Raw genomic sequence first — 20878 nt, forward strand, 5'->3', positions numbered from 1 at the left:
ACTACTACACATCAATTAGTTTTTTTAGCATCGTGCTTTTTACGATAGAAAGTAACGCCACCCACTACCAGTAAAATAATACACAAAGCACTGACGATCAACCGTAGATCGTTTCCCTTAAAAATAGCATCCCCGCCAAAAGCATATAAAAATGAGGTCGGGAGAACACCGATCACGATACATAAGAACTGCTTTTTAAAATCCATCTTCAGGCGAACACCCATATAATTGACTAAAAACGATGGGATGATCGGGATCATATAACCCAGGATCAACGCAACCATTTTGTTCTTAAAATGAGCCAAGCGCTCTAAGATCCGATTAGGGTGCTTAGTTTCTTTACTAAAATCATGTTCTTCATCAAACTTAGTAAAAAAGCCAGCTACTAGTGCATTTCCTAGTGAATTACCTGTAATATTCATCAATAATCCGATAACCGGCCCAAAACAAACACCATTAAAAATACAGATAACTGAACTGGAAAGTGCTGGCACAGCCGAAGTGATCGCCGTAAGTAAGATCAACAATAATGCATCTTTAGGACCACGGTCACGAAAGGTATGCATCAAAACGCTCTTATCATGTTTAGGATCTAAAAATTGTAAATACTGCGTTTCATTATTTTTAAAAATAACATAGATCAGTACTGCTGCCAAAATGATACCTAAACCACTTAAACAATATAATAATTTACGATGTCTAATGTGTAACTCAGTCATCTCGCTTCCCCTACCTTATCTTTCTTTAGTTTAAGTTTAACAATTAATTTAAGAAAGTTCCAGTTACTCAAAATATCTATCTAGTATAACCTACATATTATAGGTAGAAACTTGCAAAAATATTTTTCCTATACCACTAAATATTACCTCTGAAACAACATCTAAAATAATATAGTTATACTTGTAACTACCCTCATCTAAAGGGTGTATATCGATTTTTTTAGATTTGTACTAACTATTATCCCTCTATATAATGAAAATACATCTTAAAAGAAAGTAATTTTTTTAATGAAAAACAAATTTTTCATTGCATTTTTTAGTGTATTTCTCCTTTTTGGTCTAACGGCCTGTTCTAACGATAAAACAAAGGATACTGCAGGCATCCTCTATTAGCTCCAGCAGCGCTAAAAGCTCAAGTAGTAAAACAAGTTCGACCAGTAAAAACTCACTTTCACGTGCTAGATCAACTCAACGGCGAGAATAACGCTTTCAAAGATATTGCGATCGATGAAGGTGAAGATAGTACCGTCATTTACACCTATACTTTTGCTCAACCACAAGATATCAATCTTGATGATGAAGCTTTAAAACAAGTTTTGATCCCAGAAGTTGAGCCTTTAGTAAATAAAGCTAAAACCATTGCACCTGATGTTAAGATCTTGGTAAAATATGACAATCCTGATGGTAGCAATCTCGCTACGATCTCGATCACTCAGGCCGATATTGAAGCGGCAAAAGCAACTACACAAGAATAAATAAACGAGAGTAAAAAAACCGTATGAAAACAAGGGGCTCGATACGATGCAAACACGCATCATATTGAGCCCCTTGTTTTCACTAGATAACTGCATTTATAGCTCAAATACGTATTTGGGCTATTTTTCATATTAATAGATACCTTGTGCTTCCATTGCTGTAGCAACTTTTTTGAAGCCCGCAATATTAGCTCCTAAAACAAAATCATCTTCAAAACCGTATTCTTTAGCAGCCTGCTTGATATTTTGATAGATCTTTTGCATGATCTCTTTTAATTTTTCATCTGTCTGTTCAAAAGTCCAATTCAAGCGTTCCGAGTTTTGACTCATTTCTAGCGCTGAAACAGTGACCCCACCCGCATTAGCCGCTTTACCAGGAACAAATAAAACGCCGTGTTCTTGTAAATATTTTGTCGCTTCTAAGGTCGTTGGCATATTGGCCCCTTCTGCCACAGCTAAGACACCATTTTCGACCAACTGTTTTGCATCAGCCAAATGCAATTCATTTTGTGTTGCACATGGTAGCGCTACATCAGCTTTAACGCTCCAAACACCGCGTCCCTCATGATATTTAGCCGAAGCACGCTTGGCCACATATTCCGTCAAACGCGCACGTTTAACTTCTTTTACTTCTTGTAATAAAGCAACATCGATCCCCGCTGGATCATAGACCCAACCGGTCGAATCTGAGCAAGTTACAACTTTAGCACCAAGTTCTTGAGCCTTCTTGATCGCATAGATCGCCACATTGCCAGCCCCTGAAACAGTTACCGTCTTGCCACGCAAGCTTTGATCATGATCTTTTAACAACTCATCGACCAAATACAATAAACCGTAACCTGTCGCTTCTGTTCGGACTAAAGAACCACCATATTCGAGCCCTTTACCTGTCAAGACACCTTCATAAACTCCCTTTAAGCGCTTATATTGTCCAAAAAGATAGCCGATCTCACGCGCCCCAGTTCCGATATCACCGGCTGGCACGTCCATATCGGCTCCGATATACTTAGCCAGTTCAGTCATAAAGCTTTGACAAAATGCCATGATCTCGCGGTCTGATCTTCCCTTAGGGTCAAAATCACAACCACCTTTACCACCACCAATTGGTAAGCCAGTCAAAGCATTTTTAAAGATCTGTTCAAAGCCCAAAAACTTGATGATGCTCAAGTCAACTGAAGGATGCAACCGTAAACCACCCTTATATGGTCCGATCGCATTGTTGAATTGAACTCGATATGCATTATTGACTTGTGTCTGGCCTGCATCATCGACCCAAGCGACCCGAAAGAGTATCTGCCGATCGGGTGTCGTCAAACGTTCCAAAATCGCTTGCTTACGATACTTGTCTTCATCATGTTCGATCACCGGGCGAAGTGACTCTAAAACCTCTTCAACAGCTTGCCTAAACTCGGCTTGTTCTGGATTTTGCTTTGCTACACGCGCTAAAACTTCATCGACATATCCCATCTCTTATCCCTACTATTAAATAAACGTAGAAAAATACAGTACCTGTATTTTGAAAGACTTTAATAGCTTTTCCTTTCTTAAAGATCGTAGTTTTTGGTGGCATCTACGTTTGACTTTCTGCTGATCAAATTCTATTTCTAATTTTAACCTAATGCATATTTAAAATTCAAGTCCTATCCCCCAAATCAAACTCATACTAAAGTTTAAAAACTGCTTGTTATATTTTTGTATCTATAAATAATCTAACTAGAACAAAAGCTAAATTTTTCAAAAAAACTGAATTTTTTCAAGGCTTTTAGCTTGTTTTATTTAGATATATTAGCTAAACTTAAACTTATCTTGATTGCAACCAATTTTCACTGGAGGTGAAATTAATGTTAAAAGAATTTAAGGAATTTATTGGTCGCGGTAATGTTTTAGATTTAGCTGTCGGGGTCATCATCGGTAGTGCATTTACTGCAATCGTTAACTCGCTTGTTACTAACTTGATCAACCCGTTTATCGGGTTATTCCTCGGTAAGATCGACCTTTCTGACCTTCAGCTTGCGATCGGCGGAACGACCTTTAAATTTGGGGCCTTCTTGAACGCCGTGATCAACTTTTTGATCATTGCTTTTGTGGTCTTCTTGATCGTCAAAGCTGTCAATAAAGTTATGCCTAAGAAAGTTGAAGAAGAAGTTGAAGATGATGGTCCTGAACCAGAGATCGAACTTTTATCTGAAATTCGCGATTTATTAAAAGATAAAAAATAAGCATTGTGCCTCCAAATTAAGGTATACTTATCAAGAACCTTAATTTGGAGGCTTTTTATGTATCATTTTATTATCAATCCCAGCGCAGGCAATGGGCGCTCGCAGAAAAGTTGGGCTAAAATTCAAAAGAAATTATGCCAATTAAATTTAAAGCATAGTTACTATTTGACCACATCTAGTACAGATTTGAAACAACATCTACGCCAGCAAGCAAAGCTTGAGCCTAAAACAGTCTTTGTGATCTTAGGTGGTGATGGTACGCTTTATCATGCCTTAAATGCCGTAGCCTTTCCCACCAAATTAGATGTCACTTTAGGATATATCCCCTGTGGTTCTGGCAATGATTTTGCCAAAGCTGCTCAGATCTCTACTACCCCAAAGAAAGCCTTAGCTCAGCTCTTAGCCCAAAAAACACCGCGGATCCTTGATCTAGGATACTTTAAGACTTCAGATCATGCCGGGGTCTTCTCAAATAACTTAGGGCTTGGCTTTGATGCTCAGATCGTCGAAATAACAAATAATTCCCGCTTGAAAAATCGGCTAAATAAATTGCACTTAGGTAAATTCGCCTATGCTACTTGTTTTTTCAAAGCGCTCAGACGACAAAAGCCATTCGAATTGACGGTGACTTCGCCAAATTTTCCACCTAAAAATTTTTCACACGCATTTTTATGTACGATCACTGATCAACCGTATTTTGGCGGTGGTGTTGCCCTTTTCCCCAAAGCACGGTTAGATGATGGAAAACTTACCTTGGTAGTGATCGAAAAAAAGAACTTATTGAACTTCTTAAGTATCTTTTTATTGATGCTTTTACCAGGAGCTTATCATCTTCGGGCACGCTCACTTAGCTTTTATACAACTAAAAAGCTTAAACTGACCATTACTACCTCCCAGATAATTCAAGTTAATGGAGAGACATTTACCTTTCCACCGGGAGACTTGTTATTAGAAATAAAGCAACAAAAATTTATATTTTAAAAAATATAGCTCTTTTTTCTTGAATACGTTAAACTTATATTATCTAAATAAATACGGGGGAAATATTCGTGAAAAAAAGATTAGTCCAAACACCTTGGTTCTATTGGCTCGTTTTAGTCATCGCACTAGAACTGATCGCCATTTCAGTCAACTTCTTCTATGCCCCGATCAATATTGCAGCTGGCGGAGCAACGGGACTAGCGATCTTGTTAGATGCTACTTTTGGGATCAACCGCTCGTTAACAGTTTTGCTAATTAATTTACTGATGATCCTAGCTGCCTGGTTATTGCTCGACAAAAAGACTGTTAAAAATATCGTCTACGGTAGTTTTCTTTTACCACTGTTGATGTATATCACTCCTAGCCAAAAGATAATTGAAGATGATCTATTAGCCGTGATCGTTGGTGGAGCAGTCTTTGCGATCGGAGTGGCTGCACTTTATCGGATCAACGCCTCTAGTGGCGGGACAACTGTTCCACCAATGATCTTTAAAAAGTATTTCCATATCGATCCTGCTTTTTCACTTTTAGCGATCGATATGTTGGTCACCTTTTTTAATATCTTTGTTTCCGGCTTGAATGCCTTTTTCATGGCTTCATTTTCATTAGTTATCACTTCGATCGTCATGCGTTATACTGAGGCTGGTCTTGACCATAAATATCAGATCCAGGTGATGAGCCAAACTAAACTTCCTGAGATCAAAAAAATGCTTGAATCCGAAGATCATGCAATGACGATCTTCAACGTTCGCGGTGGCTATTCAGCTAATGAAAAAGAATTATTGATGGCAGTCATCGACAATCAAAGCTATGGTCCATTACTAGCTGCGATCCATGATATCGATCCAGATGCTTTTATCATCGCTTCAAACGTGGTCAAAGTCCATGGTGGAACATTTGGGATCTAGTTTTTAAAAGTTATGTTGTGACATAGCTTTTTTATTTTACCTAATGTTGACACCGTGTCACTTCGTTGTTATGATTAGAGCATAAATTACTTTTAAGGAGAGTTCACTATGGCTTCACAGACGTTTAAAAATCTTGCCCCTGAAAAAAAAGCGCGCATCACCACCGCACTCTTGAAAGAATTTTCTACCTACCCATTAAAGGATGCCCAAGTCGCTCGGATCGTCAAAGATGCTCAGATCGCTCGCGGGGCATTTTATAAATACTTCACTGATTTAAACGAAGCTTATGACTATATTTACCACTTAGCGCTAGTTGATATCCATGCTGATCTTAAGTCAAGTTCACCGCAAGAAATACTCAAAGCAACGCGCGCTTTTGTCACGGCTTCACTAAAAAGTCCCTATTACGATCTTCTCAAGTTACATTTGACTGTAAATGAATTACCCTTAGCTTTTGCTGACCCTAGCCTTGCTGCTACTCGTTGGGCATTAGCAACTTTGAGCCATCAAACCTTAAAAGAAGCTCTAAATGATCCCAAAAATAAAGAGCTCTATCTTACACGCTTAGAACAAAGCTTTACCCTGCTTGATCCCAGAGACAATTAGGAAAGGAAGTTTCACTATGTACCTAGCTTTAAAAGAGATCAAACATGAAAAGATCCGTTATTCATTGATCATCGCGATGGTCGTTTTGATCAGCTATCTCGTCTTTATCCTGACCAGTCTTGCTCTTGGTCTAGCTCGCGAAAATACTTATGCGATCGAAAGTTGGGATTTTGAGAAGATCGCCTTGAATCGTGATGCCGATGTCAATTTGCGGCAATCACTACTCACTACAGATCAGATAAACAAACTCAAATTGACTAAAAATGAAGCCTTGATCGGACAAGCACCGATCATTGTCAAAGAAAAGGGAAACCAAAAGCTCTCGGCTACATTTGTTGGGCTTGAAAGATCACAGTTCGTCTATCAACAACTAAAACTAAGCTCTGGGAAACTTCCCCAAACCAAGCAAGAAGTCGTCGTTGATGATAGTTTCAAAAATGACGGCTATAAACTCAAAGATAAAGTATATTTCAACTCCCAAACAACACCTTACACGATCACTGGCTTCATAAAAAATGCCAAATTAAACGTCTTACCCGTTGTTTATGGTTCACTAACTGCTTGGGCTGAATTAAAAAATGTCGGTCCTAACTTTGCTGCTAGCGGTGTTTTATCCAAAGATCCTGATTTTAAAGTCTCTGATCCTCAACTGCAAGTGACCACACAACAAACTTTGATCGATAAATTACCTGGCTACAGTGCCCAAAATAGCACTTTTACTTTTATGATCGCTTTTTTGATGATCATCTCTTTGATCGTGATCGCTGTTTTCTTATATATCATCACGATCCAAAAACTACCTAACTATGCGGTCTTGCGTATTCAAGGGATCGCTAACAAAGTCTTGATCCAAAATACGATCGGACAATCTTTTATCTTAGTCATCACGGGCTTGATCATTGGAGCTTTACTGACTCTAGCTACTGCCTTGGTGATCCCAGCAAATGTTCCGATGACTTTTGATCTGAAATTCTTAAGTCTGGTTTCTGTTGGACTCGTGCTAACATCAGTTTTAGGTTCTTTGATCCCAGTCAGAGCGATCTTGCGGATCGATCCAGCCCAAGCGATCGGAGGTTGATTTTATGTCAGTGCTCGAATTTAAAAATGTTAATAAATATTTTGGCAGTGGTTCTGCTAAAGTCCATGCTCTTAAAGATATCAATTTTTCAGCTGATAAAGGTGAATTTGTCTTGATCTTAGGTCCTTCTGGTTCTGGTAAAAGTACTTTTTTAACGATTGCAGGTAATATTTTAAGTCCTAGCAGTGGCTCTGTTTTGATCAATGGCAAAGAGATCGCCACTTATAGCAACAAAGAAAGAGAACGACTCCGCTTGGAGCAGATCGGTTTTATTTTACAAGCTCATGATCTTGTCCCGTATTTAACGCTCAAAGAACAATTTGAACTGGTCGATCGTGTCAAAAAGACAGGCAATCTAAGTTCAGCTAAACTTGAACAGCTATTAGCTCACCTTGAGATCGCTGAACTCAAAGATAAATATCCCAATGAACTTTCCGGTGGTCAAAGTCAACGCGCCGCGATCGCACGTGCGCTATATACTGATCCTGAGATCATTTTAGCCGATGAGCCAACAGCTGCGTTAGATAGTCAGCGCGTCAAAAAAGTTGGTACGATCTTACAAGTCTTAGCCAAGCAACAAAATAAAGCTGTCATTACTGTGACACATGATCTTCGCTTGATCGAACAAGCCGACAAGATCTATGAACTAACGGACGGACAATTAGTCCAAAAAAATAAATCTCAAAAACACCCGTAATAATGTATGCTCCTAGAGTTGGCCTCCAACTCTGGGGGTATTTTTTATGACTAAAATTAGTGTAGCTACTAAGCTCAAAGTAATTGAAGAGTATGCAAATGGAACAACTAGTCTGGCTACTGTTAGAGCTAAATATAAGAGCGCCAAACTTGATTCTCAAATTTGGGGATCTATGCAAGATTTAGTAAAAAAGTGCGACTTGCCCCGCCATTTTTTTGATCGCCATATCTCATGACCTTGCCTGCTAATAAAGCCGTCTTAATAATTAGTTCTTTTCCTCATTTACCGTTAGTTTGGGTACATCATACTTTTAGTGAAATAACCGACAATATCGATCATATTTAGCTAAAAATATTAATATTTAATTATATAAAACGTAATTTTTTATTAAAAATAACTATTTTTCATCCCATGATTATGCTATATTTAGCTTAATCTTAAAAAAGGAAGTGACTCGTATGGGACAAACACATGAAAAAAAGCGTCATTATAAGCTCTATAAAGCCAAAAAGAGATGGGTCAGCGCCACCATTATCACTGCTTCTGGTATGTTTTTGTTCGTATCGACTGTAGCTGTATCAGCGGATGAAACAGCTACAGTCGATACAACGATGCCCTCAGATCAGACACAAAAACTCCAAGAAAAGACCGCTATTGATACAAATACAGTTCAAAACGAGCAGGTAGCAGTTACCCCTGCTACTGCTCTGACTGAAGATCTGCCGTCAAAATCCCAAACACCACCACCAACGACACAAGCTGATCACGACAAGGGAAATGTCAATGAAGCATGGGCCAAAGGTTATCGTGGACAAGGAATGGTCGTTTCGGTCATCGATTCCGGGACTGATACTGCTCACAAAGACTTTCAGCAAGTCCCCACAACACAAAAACTCTCTAAAGATGAGGCTTTAAATAAGATCTCGGAACTCGGATACGGTCAATATGTCTCAGAAAAATTCCCGTATGCCTATAATTACGCTTCTAAGAGCAATGACTGGATCAAAGATGATGGTCCAGATGCTTCCCAACATGGGCAACACGTGGCTGGGATCATCGGGGCTAACGGACAGCCAAAAGATGATAGACCTTATGCTGTCGGCGTTGCACCTGAAAGCCAACTCTTAGCTTTACGGGTCTTTAATTCGCAGTTTCCTGATGAAAATACCGATGATGTCGCCCAGGCCATCTATGATGCCACCAAATTAGGGACCAATGTCGTCCAAATGTCACTTGGCCAAGGAGTCGCTACTTCTGATCTAAACGATGTTGAACAAAAAGCGGTCCAATATGCGATCGATCATGGTGTTTTTGTCTCGATCTCAGCTTCAAACAACGGACATGCTGGAAGTATCGCTACACCTTTAGACAACTATTCTCCTGGTGGTGCTAATGGAGCATTTGAACCCTTCTCTAGCAGTACGATCGCTGATCCTGGCGCTTCAAAGAATGCCTTGACCGTTGCTGCTGAAAACTCTGTTCGGGGAGCTGGTTCAAAAATGGCCGATTTTTCTTCTTGGGGTCCTTTGCAAGACTTTACTTTAAAACCAGATCTTTCAGCGCCTGGTGTTAATATCGTCTCCACTGCAAACGACGATGGCTATAAGACCATGAGTGGAACTTCGATGGCAGGTCCATTTGCTGCTGGGGCAGCTACTCTAGTCATGCAACGACTTCAACAAGATACTGCGCTCAAAAATGCCAAACTCGTGCAAGCTGCTAAGGCATTACTCATGAACACAGCTAAACCTATGCTTGATCTTGCAACAGGAACACCGATCTCCCCGCGCCAACAAGGAGCAGGCCAGATCGATGTCGGGGCCGCGGTCTCCTCTCCTGTCTATATCACAGCAGACGATGGTACAAGTTCACTTTCTTTGCGTAAAGTTGGCACAAAAACGACATTTAACTTGAACTTTACCAACTTAAGTGACACCGACCAAAGTTATACCTTTGATGATCTTGGTGGTGCTCTAACCGAAAAACGCATGGCAGATACGGGGCGTTACTATGAAGAAGCATTGCCTAATGCAAGCGTAACTGGTGCTAAACATCTAGTCGTCAAAGCTGGGCAGACTCTAAGTGTTTCTTACACTTTGAACTTGGATAGGATCGCACAAAACCAATTAGTCGAAGGTTGGTTACGCTTTGTGAGCACATCTGGCCCAAGTTTAGTCGTCCCATATCTGGGTTATTTTGGTGATCTGACAAGTGAAGATGTCTTTGATAAGCCAGCTAATGACAAACAAAACGTCTATGGTGGTAATTATTTTGTCAATGAACATGATTACCCACGCGGGATCGCTGATGAGCAATCTTTGAAAAAATTGGTCAATTTAGATGGTAACTATGACTGGCAACAAGTCGCTAAACTCTATCAAGACGGTAAAGTCGCTTTTTCACCTAACAACGATAAAAAAAGTGATCTCTTAAAGCCAGTAGCGTTTGTCAAACAAAACTTGCAAGATCTCAAGGCGGTCGTACTCGACAATGCTGGTAAAGTCGTGCGTGTTGTTGCCGATGAAAAAGGGCTAGACAAATCATTTTATCAAGCTGGATACAACCAAGACGTCAGCTTATCTGTTTCGATGCGAAATGATCCTACGACCTTTGATTGGGACGGAAAACTCTATGATACTAAAACAGGACGTTTTGTCGTTGCTCCAGATGGACAATATACCTATCGTTTTGTTGCAACACTATATAATGATGGACAAAGGAAAGTCCAAACAGCTGATTATCCAGTCGTGATCGATACTACAGCGCCTACGATCAAAAATCTTGCCCTTAAAGTTGATACGAATTCTAAAACAAATACAGGCGAACTTTCCTTCACCTATGCTGATACGGGAGCTGGTTTTACTGACTATTCTTATGCCGTACTCAAGATCAACGATCAAGTCTTTGGGCATAAATTAAATGCTGGTACCTCGACTTTTACCGATGCCACTAAAATGGCTGGAAATGTCAGTTTTGAGCTCGATCCAGCTGAACTAGCCGCTTTGAGTGCCGCTAACAATGCAGTCACAGTGATGGTCAGCGATACAGCTGATAATGTGGCAACGATGACCAAAATGCTTCCAGGACTAAAAACTTCTCCTCAACAGATCAGTATTTGGAATGCTACCTCAGGTCTAGGCTTTGATAAAAACAGCCCTGACTACGATGCTAAGACTGAGACATTCACCCTCCGTGGTGGGGCCACTAGACCATTTTATTACAACAAGAAAGTAGTCTCTGTCAAAGATAATACCTATGAAGTCAAAGTGGCCGCAAATACCAAACAAGTCGTCTTCACCTCTGATCTAGCTGGTAAAGATGTTTTGTTCACCTTGAACACAACAACTCCAAAAGCTGCTTTTGCTTGGCAAAAAGCTCATACGACAAAGCAAAGTTTTGGGATCACTTTAGACACAGTCATGACTAATGACCCTAAAAAAGTTTTGGTCTATGCCGCCGTCACCGATGGGCCTAATGTCAAAGCCTTTGCGAGAGATTATTTCACCGGTGATATCTATGAAGCAACTGTCAAAGATGGACTAGCGACCTTTGATGTCACTGTCAAAAATGCTAGTCAGCGAACTGTCCTAGTCGGATGGACAGAAGTCTTTGGTCCGACCTTTAATGTCGTCCAAAGCACGGCTGATACTAAAGCTTATCTTGGGATCGATGCTGGTATCGACTATCTCCCACAACACTATAGCTTTAACAACGTGGCTGAACTTCAAACCGATCTAACTCAAAAAAATGCTGATCCCTTAGACCTTGGGGTACCAACGCCGCTTCCAGGCCATGCTTTGAGTGATCTGACAACGCGCAGTGAACCTAATCCTGAGATCAAATTTGATCATCTTAAAGACAGTGACTACAATTGGCTCGGGGCTAAAACAGTCACCGATGGGGTCTATGATCCTAAGACCCAAACATTCACTGTAACAGGAAGAGTCAGTCCTAAAGTCGTTAAGTTAGTCATGCTAGGCGATAGTGCTGATGAAGATGCTTTGGTCAATCAAGTCACTTTAAATGAAGACGGTACGTTTGTCTTTAACTTCAAGATCGAACCAACAAAACAGCGTCCCCTTGCTTATATCTACACGACTCAAGATGGGCAAAAAACGCGCGGAACTGTCCAGCTGATCTTAGATACAGTCTTACCGACACTTGAATTTGAAAATGTTGCTAATTATGACTTTGATGGAAAAAACTACCACGTATACACTAACGAACCTAACTTTGTCATCAAAGGACAAGCACACGATAATCTAGATGGCTACAGTTTCTTCTTCAACGGCGACAACGATTTTCGTGAATTCCATCATTCTGGTGTCAACCACGGTGGCGATCTCTATGCACCATATAATTTTGCCAAAAGCTTCACTCTAAATGATGCTACTGGTGAGACAAGACATGTCTATACCTTAGATGTGCTTGATGTGACGGGTAATCATACCACACGTAGATTTTATGTCTACTATCAGCCTAAGACAAATGTGCCAAAACCTGTCAAAGTAAAACAAGAGCATGTCGATGCCTTTGTCAAACAATATCCAGCGACGACACTTTTGTTCTTTGATAAGGATCTACAAACCTATAAAAAACTAGCTAAAGATGAGACACACCCTGATGGACTGTATTACTTGGTCAACAGCTACGGCAATGTCGTGGCTACCATGGATGTTTACACCGCCAATTTTGAAAAAGGATCTTCTAAGCTCTTGCATGAAGATAAAACGACGCACACCGTAGTTGGAAAAACACCATCAGCTGAAAATTTCGATCAAACATCAGCTAAAAAAGACGGTAACCAAGTAGCTAGTACAAAGTCAATGCCTAAAACAAAAGCTCATGCCTTTCCACAAACCGGTGAGACTACTGAACAATATCCACTTTTAGGTATCTTATTAGGCTTAGCTAGTCTCTTTACTTTATTTGGCTTTAAAACTAAAAAGGATGCTAAGTAACTGAAAAAAGTGCAGATCGCTCTGAAATCTGTGCTTTTGGGCAAAATTTACGGAGGAAAAATGATGAAAAAAATTGCAAAGACCTTATTTAGTTTGACACTTGGCTTGACCATTTTCGGTACCTCTGCTCAAGCTAAACAAACTTTACGTTGGAGTGAACCATCCGAGATCCAGACCCTAGATCCGGCCCTATCCGTTGATACTACGAGTTCTGAGATGATGAGAAATAGCTACGAGGGACTCTATCGCTTTGAAAATAACGGGCAAGTAAAAAAAGCCTTGGTCCAAAAAGAAACACGCTCTTCTGATGGGCTGACCTATACTTTTACTTTACAAAAGAATGCTAAATGGTCAAATGGTGAGCCTGTGACCGCCAAAGATTTTGTCTATTCTTGGCAACGTGCAGTAAACCCTGCTACTAAAGCTTCAAATGCACAACTCTTTGACGGTATCAAAAACGCCTCGGATATCATGGCTGGCAAGAAATCCCCTACTGAGCTTGGCGTAAATGCCGTTTCTTTACACACCTTAAAAGTCGAACTTGAAAAACCGCTCCCGTACTTTCACTCCTTAGTGGTAGCCCCGATCTTTTCACCACTCAACCAAAAAGCTGTTGAAAAATACGGTAAAGATTATGGAACTTCCGCCACTAAAGCTGTTACTAACGGTCCTTTTAGTGTCAAAGGCTGGACTGGTTCAAATCAAAAATGGCAGCTCGTCAAAAATAAACATTATTGGGATAAAAAACAAGTTAAACTCGATCAAATCGACTTCTTGGTGACTAAAAGTACCGCAACTTCGTACAATATGTTTCAAAGTGGGCAACTTGATAAAACCGATCTAAGCCAAGACCAAGCGCGACAGTTGCGTACAAATAAAGAATTTATTGCCCGTAAGCAAGCGCGGATGCAGTATCTGCAGTTCAATACTCAAGATCTCGTACTTAAAAACGTCAATGTCCGTAAGGCGCTGGCTTATGCGATCGATCGCAAACAGCTAGTCAACTCCATCCTAGCTGACGGTTCACTTCGCCCTAAGAGTTTTGTTCCTCAGGACTTGATGACTTATAATGCTAAGGATTTCGCTAAAGTTTCCGGAACTAAAGCAAAAATAAGTTTTGATCGTAAAAAAGCACAACACTATCTCAAACTAGGACTAAAAGAGTTAGGTAAAAATGAACTTGAGTTACAATTGCTGGGGGATGATGATGATATCAGCAAAAAGGTCAACGAATATCTACAATCCCAATTAGAAGAAAATCTCCCTCACACCAAGGTCACGACACTAAATATCAACAAGAAAAGCCGGATCGAACGCATGAAAAAAGGCGAATTTGAAGTTGTCTTAACGGGCTGGGGCGCCGATTATCAAGATGCGACTAGCTTTTTAAACCTCTTACGTTCTGACAGTCCGTATAACTTTGGGAAGTGGGAAAACACTGACTATAATAAACTTCTGACCCGTGCTAAAGAGCAAACCGGTCAAAAACGCTTTTTGACATTGCTAAAAGCTGATGAGCTCATGACGGACGAACAAGCAGTCACTCCGCTTTATCAACCTGCCTTAGCAACACTTTTGAAAAAAGACGTTAAACATGTGATCTATGCCCCGATCGGCGGTTATAATTTTAAAAATGTCACTCTAAAATAAGGCTCTAAAAAATGCTTGATCAAATCTCTCCAAAATAATAGCTCCCGATCTTATGCCCCCTACCAGTAAATAATGAGGGACTCACTGCGATGCAAAATACGCATCATAGTGAGTCCCTCATTATTTATACGGCGCTGGCCGTATCATCTCATGATATTTTTTTATAAATTAGCGAGTTGAATAGTTTGGTGCTTCCTTTGTGATCTGAACATCGTGTGGATGTGATTCACGTAACCCAGCACCTGTGATCTGAACAAATTGAGCATTGTCGTTTAGATCTTTCAAGTTAGCTGCACCTACATAACCCATACCAGCGCGAAGACCACCATCCATTTGATAGATGATATCTGCTACGCTACCTTTATAAGCAACACGTCCTTCGATACCTTCTGGAACTAACTTGTTAGCTTCATTGACTCCACTTTGGAAGTAACGATCAGATGAACCATGTGTTGAATCCATTGCACCTAAACTACCCATACCACGATATGTCTTGAAACGACGTCCTTCGTAGATGATAGTTTCACCAGGCGCTTCATCAGTTCCGGCTAACATTGAACCTAACATAACAGCATTCCCACCAGCTGCTATTGCTTTGACGATCTCACCTGAATACTTGATCCCACCATCAGCGATGATCGCTTTACCATATTCACGAGCTACACTAGCAGCATCATAGATCGCTGTTAATTGTGGAACACCGACCCCAGCCACGATACGTGTCGTACAGATAGAACCTGGTCCGATACCAACTTTGACCACATCAACGCCAACATCAAACAAAGCGCGCGTTGCTTCGGCTGTGGCTACGTTTCCGGCGATCAAAGTTGCATCTGGGAAATGTTTTCTGATCTCTTTTATCTTGCGGATAACACCGGCTGAATGTCCGTGAGCTGTATCAATGACTAAAGCATCAGCCCCAGCATTCAATAATGCAGTTGCCCGTTCAAATGTATCACTAGTTACCCCCACAGCAGCAGCAACTAACAAGCGACCATGTTCATCTTTGGCCGCATCTGGGAATTCAACAACTTTTTCGATATCCTTGATCGTGATCAAACCTGTTAATTCGCCAGCTTCATTGACGATCGGTAACTTTTCGATCTTGTGTTGTTGTAAGATCGCTTCAGCTTTTTGTAAAGATGTTCCTTCTGGTGCAGTGATCAAGTTGCTCTTAGTCATAACTGCTCCGATCTCAACATTGTGATCAGACACAAAACGAATGTCACGGTTTGTGATGATCCCACAGAATTTACGACTATCCATGGATTCAACGATCGGCACCCCGCTGATACGATATTTAGCCATCAAACCCTCAGCTTCAGCAACAGTGTGCTTTGGGGTCAAGAAGAATGGATCAATGATAACGCCACTTTCAGAACGCTTTACTTTGTTGACTTCATCTGCTTGTTGTTCGATCGTCATATTTTTATGGATAACACCTAAACCACCTTGGCGTGCCATTGCGATCGCCATTGAAGATTCAGTAACTGTATCCATACCAGCACTGATGATTGGGATATTTAATTTCAAATTTTTTGCGAGCTGAACACTCAAATCGACCTCATTTGGCAAAACATTACTTTCTGCCGGTATCAATAACACGTCATCAAACGTTAGACCTTTTTTTGTAAACTTAGTATCCCAATTGGACATCGTAAACTCTCCTTTGTTTTAAATTATTATATTGTATTATAATTTACAAAAAAATCTTTATAATTGCAAGTTTTTCTCACCTTATTTTTTGGAAAAATCTTTAATTTTACCGAAATTTTTTTCTAATCTTCGGAATCTGCAGGAAAGGCCTGCAGTTTTTCCATTATTTCAAACGGAAGTGGCTGTTCAAAGAGTAGATCCATTGCAACTGCTTTTTTGGATTTATTTTTAGTACCTAGTTCAATCTCCCGCACGCTTTCAGCAAGGATCTTAGCTTCTCCAACATAGTAAAATTCAGCGCCAAAAGCATCACTTGGCTTGATAAAGAGTGGCAATTTAACATACGGTATCCCGGTCTTGACACCTGCCAAAAGTTCTTTTACCTCTTTTGACGCTAATGATCTAGGACTTCGCGTATACCAGCGGATCGCACGATCATCTGTCAATGTATTTTGATATCTCTTTTTTTCCTTTTGGTAAGTGATAAATATCGGGCACACATCATCGACCACACGATATCCATAGAGCGGGGCGCTGATATCCTTAGGCCAATCCAACAAGCGACATACATCTTTGCGCGTATATTTTTGATATAGCGTAAAGCGTTTTTGAGAGCGATAATCTTTACTCAACAAAAGCCCCGTTTCAATAATATCTTCAACGTGTTGCTTAAATACCTGTTGGGATAAAGTCGCACTAAATGCGCTACTTAGACGATATTTTCCCTGCTCAAACGTGATCAAAGGTTTAGCACCATACGTTTCGGAACGCAATTTCTTGCCTGCTTTGACTTCAAAAAAGCTCAATGACAAGATCGAACCTATCGAGGCCAAGACTTCATCATCCACATAGCAACCCGCTTTAGTCAGGAGTTTACGATAGTCTTCTTGCGTCACTTCAGCTAGCAATAGTTGTTGTAACAGCAATAGTTCATGTTTACGCATCCCATTCATCAATTCTTTTTCTAAAAAAGCGATAACTTGCTCAGCATATCGGGATAGCTCTTGCTTTACTCCTAATTTATCCAAAAAATCGGCATAGCTAACTAAGGTATTGCCCTGTGTAAAGATCCGCGGATCCAATTGACTATTACGATAAAAATCGCGTCGCATCGGTATACGCCCCAATTTTTGTGATAATTCAAAATAAGCTTCTTTTAGGTGCTTGAGTGAATCAAGTTTAGTTCTAGCGATCACAGCTAAGATCTTTTGATAGGCTATCTCATCAAAATTGATCGTTGATAAGCCATAGACGACCTGCTCTTTTAAGTCAGCGACCAAACGATCTTTATTCAAAGAACGGTCATTGGTCAGAGCTTGTGGGATCAGATAGTTATTTTGATAGTTACCGATAAAATCTAAGATCAAGGTACTCGTTTTCCCAGGAAATAATCTTAACCCCCGTCCCAATTGCTGAGTAAAGACGATCTTTGAACGAGTCTCGCGTAACAAAATTATCTGATCGACACACGGGATATCGATCCCTTCATTAAAGATATCGACAGAGATCAAATATTTTAAGGCTCCACTTTCTAAACGTGCAACTGCTTGTTCTCTTTTAATGACACTATCTTCATTGGTCAAAGCTTGACTTGGATACCCAGCAGCAGTAAAGGATTTCGCTAGCTCCTTTGCTTCTTGTTGGCGACTACAAAAAACTAAGCCCCCCCGACTTTTAGTACTACCATAATACTCTAATTGCTTTAGAATATGGGCAACACGCTCAGGTGCAGCTAACTGCTTGAGCGGTGTTTTTTCCGTGATCATTTCCCCTTCAAATTCATAATCAGTCACACCTACATAATCAAACGGGCATAATAATTCAGCTGTCAAAGCTTCTTCTAATGAGATCTCATAAGCCAGATTGTAATCAAAGCTACGATACACATTAAAATCGTCCATTCGTTCTGGTGTTGCAGTCATCCCTAAACAAAAAGCCGGCGTAAAATGATCCATTACTTTTTGAAAAATAGGCGCTCCTAAATGATGAGCTTCATCAAACAAAATGTAATCAAACTCAGTCGGCAAAAATTTAGCCAAGGCCTCGTCTTTGGCCAATGATTGGACTGTAGCAAATAAATATTTAGCCTTAGTTTCATGTTTTTTACCAGAGTATGTCCCAAAATCGCTAGCTGGACCACCAATAACTTTTTGAAAACTAACTTTAGTCTTTTCTAAGATCTGTTCACGATGAACGATATACAAAAAGCGCTTAGGAGCATAAGCTTTAACATCAAAAGCTCCTAAATAAGTTTTTCCCGTTCCTGTAGCTGAGACCACTAACCCCTTAGTACTACCCTGAGCTCGCAAATTATCTAATTGCAGTAATGCTTCTTTTTGCATTCGATTAGGTAGAAGTTTTTCTTTTTTAAGGACAGTGTTTCTCACCGGGGGTCGGTAGCGCGCTTGATAAGCTGCGATCCAATCATCAGTCAAAGTAAATGCATCTTCATCTAGTCGTTTCAAGATCAGCGCTAATTGTTGTGTAAAATCGGCTTGTTCTTCGCTAGTCACTCGCAAAGTCAATTCACAGTTTTTCAACAAGGCATTTCGCGTAAAATTAGCACTTCCTACGTAAGCCGTTTGTTGTGAACCATGCCAAAAGAAATATCCTTTCATATGAAAGGCTTCTTTAGTCACGATCTTAGTCGCAACATTGGGTAATTTTAACAACTCCGTAAATACGGCGGGCGCATTGAAGCCCAAATAATCGGCCGTTAAGATCGTTCCTGTCACACCTTTTTTGGCTATGCGTGCCAAAAGGGCTTTTAATGGCACTAACATGTCAACGGTCAAAAATGCTGGTGCTAGAATAAAACGATCACACGTCAATAACTCTTGTTGTAAATGACTCCATAAAGTCTCATCTGGCTGATTAGTCAATAATTTAGGCACTGGTCCCTCTAACTTAGGTGCATATTTGCTATCATATAAGCTAGCTAAGATCGCATTTTTAAATTCTTCACTCATTCAAATTTCCTCAGATCTGTTTGTTTGATGACCTCTAAAACTGGTTCAGAGGGCTTGAGCCAAGTCACACTTTCCAGTTGCTCTGGTGTCAACCACCGATATTCACTAGCTGCCACTAATTTTAAATTATATGTCTTTAGTTTTGTCCAAAAAAAATCGATCTCTAACTCACCATATGGCGTTATAAAATAACGTGAAACATCGATCTTCTCCAACACTTCACATTGATCACCCAGTTCTTCGGCAACTTCTCTTTGACAAGCTTGTTTAGGTGTTTCTTTGGGCTCGAGTTTACCACCAGGGAATTCCCAAAAGCCTCCGCCAAGGCGGTCATTTTTTCGTTTGGCAGCTAAGATCTTACCATCCGAAACGATCACAGCAGCTGCTACTTTTATCATTAGATCACCTCATCAAATTATATTTTGAGCAACATTTTAAACTTTAAAAAAGAAGAAATCAAGTTGCACCTTGATCTCTTCTAATCGTTTAACTCTCGGTTTTTTCTTCACTTTCTTGATGTGGGCTGACTTCCATCCATTCGATATAGTTCCGGCTAAAATCAGTAACTTTGATATCAAAGTCGCCTAAAGAGATGACCGTTCCCAATTCAACTTTATAATTTTCTAAAAGATAACCTGCGATCGTTACACTTTCAGCTTCTTGGAAATCATTGGTATAAAAGTCAAAGAAGCGTTGGAAATCATAAAGAGTCGTTTTGCCTGAAACACGATAGGTCCCATCATGATTATCCACGATATCTTCTTGGATAACATCATCAGCTTCATCACGCACAGTGCCAAATAATTCTTCATAGATATCACGGTCGGTTACGATCCCACTAGTTCCACCGTATTCATCCAACACGACTACGATCGGCGTTTGCTTTTGGATCATACTTTGGAGTAATTTTTGGATCGGAGTAACTTCTGGGACTGTGATGATCGTCCGCATCAATTTACTTACCCGAACTGTATCATCAACTTGGGCCTGGCGGATCATATCATAGATATAAACATAGCCCAAGATCTTATCTTTATCATTATTTGCCACTACAGGATAGCGCGTATATTTTTTACGCAGATACTTTTCGATCACATCATGTACTGTATCTGTGATATCAACGACCTCCAAACTCGTCCGGTCGACCATGATATCTTTAGCGACCTTATCGTTGAACTCAAAAGCACGTTGCATATATACAAAATCATCTTTATCGATCGCACCACCAGTCACCGCATTGCGTGAAATACTCAAGATCTCACTTTGCGATAAAACATCTTGACCTTCACCAGCTGGTTTTAAACCGACTAAACGCACGATCCCAGAAGCTGAGGCATTTAGCAACCATACAAATGGGTAAAATGCCACGTGGAAGTAGTGCAATGGCGTTACAATAAACATCATCACTTTTAATGGCATATCGATACTGATATTTTTAGGCACGATCTCCGTTACGACCACTTCAAGATACGTTAAGATCACGACCCCTAAGATCGCGCTAATCGCTACCGTTGTCGCATGGTTGATCGGCATAAAGCCCAAAACATCCGTCAAGATCTTGGTCAAGGTATCAGCCCCGATCCAACCTAAAATGATCCCTGTCGTCGAGATCCCTACCTGAGTCGTTGAAAGATACTCATTCATGTTGGTGACCATCTTTAAGGCTAATTTTAACTTTC

The 20878-nt window shown here is 40.3% G+C and carries 16 protein-coding genes; 10 read left to right on the forward strand and 6 right to left on the reverse strand.

The window, feature by feature from the left end:
* Positions 1-11: 11 nt before the first annotated feature.
* Positions 12-719 (reverse strand): TVP38/TMEM64 family protein, encoded by a 708-nt coding sequence (locus Q9Q35_RS01045; RefSeq protein ID WP_304651752.1) that lies wholly within the window; start codon positions 717-719, stop codon positions 12-14.
* Between the two features lie 455 nt (positions 720-1174).
* Here Q9Q35_RS01045 and Q9Q35_RS01050 point away from each other — a divergent pair, with 455 nt between their 5' ends.
* Positions 1175-1474: a hypothetical protein gene (locus Q9Q35_RS01050; protein ID WP_304651753.1), complete on the forward strand. Its 300-nt coding sequence runs from the start codon at positions 1175-1177 to the stop codon at positions 1472-1474.
* 132 nt (positions 1475-1606) lie between these two features.
* Here the strand turns inward: Q9Q35_RS01050 and gdhA are convergent, their stop codons facing one another.
* A complete protein-coding gene (gene gdhA, locus Q9Q35_RS01055; RefSeq protein WP_304651754.1) occupies positions 1607-2941 on the reverse strand; it encodes an NADP-specific glutamate dehydrogenase in 1335 nt (444 codons plus the stop codon).
* Between the two features lie 374 nt (positions 2942-3315).
* Between gdhA and mscL the strand changes: the two genes are divergently transcribed.
* From mscL to Q9Q35_RS01100, 9 genes are all read left to right on the forward strand, one after another.
* The gene (gene mscL, locus Q9Q35_RS01060) at positions 3316-3693 is read left to right on the forward strand and encodes a large-conductance mechanosensitive channel protein MscL (protein ID WP_304651755.1); all 378 of its coding nucleotides are present in this window, start codon (positions 3316-3318) and stop codon (positions 3691-3693) included.
* Between the two features lie 57 nt (positions 3694-3750).
* Positions 3751-4674: a diacylglycerol kinase family protein gene (locus Q9Q35_RS01065; protein WP_304651756.1), complete on the forward strand. Its 924-nt coding sequence runs from the start codon at positions 3751-3753 to the stop codon at positions 4672-4674.
* Between the two features lie 68 nt (positions 4675-4742).
* Positions 4743-5582: a YitT family protein gene (locus Q9Q35_RS01070; protein ID WP_304651757.1), complete on the forward strand. Its 840-nt coding sequence runs from the start codon at positions 4743-4745 to the stop codon at positions 5580-5582.
* Positions 5583-5690: 108 nt separating this feature from the next.
* Positions 5691-6188 (forward strand): TetR/AcrR family transcriptional regulator, encoded by a 498-nt coding sequence (locus Q9Q35_RS01075; protein WP_304651758.1) that lies wholly within the window; start codon positions 5691-5693, stop codon positions 6186-6188.
* Positions 6189-6204: 16 nt separating this feature from the next.
* Positions 6205-7266 (forward strand): ABC transporter permease, encoded by a 1062-nt coding sequence (locus Q9Q35_RS01080; RefSeq protein ID WP_304651759.1) that lies wholly within the window; start codon positions 6205-6207, stop codon positions 7264-7266.
* A 4-nt stretch (positions 7267-7270) separates the two neighbouring features.
* Positions 7271-7963, forward strand: coding sequence for an ABC transporter ATP-binding protein (locus tag Q9Q35_RS01085; protein ID WP_304651760.1), 693 nt, complete (start codon positions 7271-7273; stop codon positions 7961-7963).
* 46 nt (positions 7964-8009) lie between these two features.
* The gene (locus Q9Q35_RS01090; RefSeq protein WP_304651761.1) at positions 8010-8198 is read left to right on the forward strand and encodes a hypothetical protein; all 189 of its coding nucleotides are present in this window, start codon (positions 8010-8012) and stop codon (positions 8196-8198) included.
* Between the two features lie 223 nt (positions 8199-8421).
* Entirely contained in the window at positions 8422-12924 is a 4503-nt protein-coding gene (locus Q9Q35_RS01095) for a S8 family serine peptidase (protein ID WP_304651762.1), read from the forward strand.
* A 63-nt stretch (positions 12925-12987) separates the two neighbouring features.
* On the forward strand, positions 12988-14574 hold the full coding sequence (locus Q9Q35_RS01100) for a peptide ABC transporter substrate-binding protein (protein ID WP_304651763.1): 1587 nt from the start codon (positions 12988-12990) through the stop codon (positions 14572-14574).
* Between the two features lie 168 nt (positions 14575-14742).
* Here Q9Q35_RS01100 and guaB read toward each other — a convergent pair whose 3' ends face one another.
* The 4 genes from guaB to Q9Q35_RS01120 form a co-directional block, all read right to left on the reverse strand.
* Positions 14743-16230: an IMP dehydrogenase gene (gene guaB / locus Q9Q35_RS01105; RefSeq protein ID WP_304651764.1), complete on the reverse strand. Its 1488-nt coding sequence runs from the start codon at positions 16228-16230 to the stop codon at positions 14743-14745.
* A 122-nt stretch (positions 16231-16352) separates the two neighbouring features.
* Complete coding sequence (locus Q9Q35_RS01110) at positions 16353-19199, reverse strand: DUF3427 domain-containing protein (protein WP_304651765.1); 2847 nt, start codon at positions 19197-19199, stop codon at positions 16353-16355.
* Positions 19196-19597: a (deoxy)nucleoside triphosphate pyrophosphohydrolase gene (locus Q9Q35_RS01115; RefSeq protein ID WP_304651766.1), complete on the reverse strand. Its 402-nt coding sequence runs from the start codon at positions 19595-19597 to the stop codon at positions 19196-19198. The genes Q9Q35_RS01110 and Q9Q35_RS01115 overlap by 4 nt, the downstream gene beginning before the upstream one ends.
* An 88-nt stretch (positions 19598-19685) precedes the next feature.
* Positions 19686-20878: hemolysin family protein (locus tag Q9Q35_RS01120; RefSeq protein WP_304651767.1), on the reverse strand; the 1193-nt coding region annotated here is incomplete at its 5' end.

Source organism: uncultured Ligilactobacillus sp. (assembly GCF_948826705.1).
In the GTDB taxonomy this organism is placed as follows: Bacteria; Bacillota; Bacilli; order Lactobacillales; family Lactobacillaceae; genus Ligilactobacillus.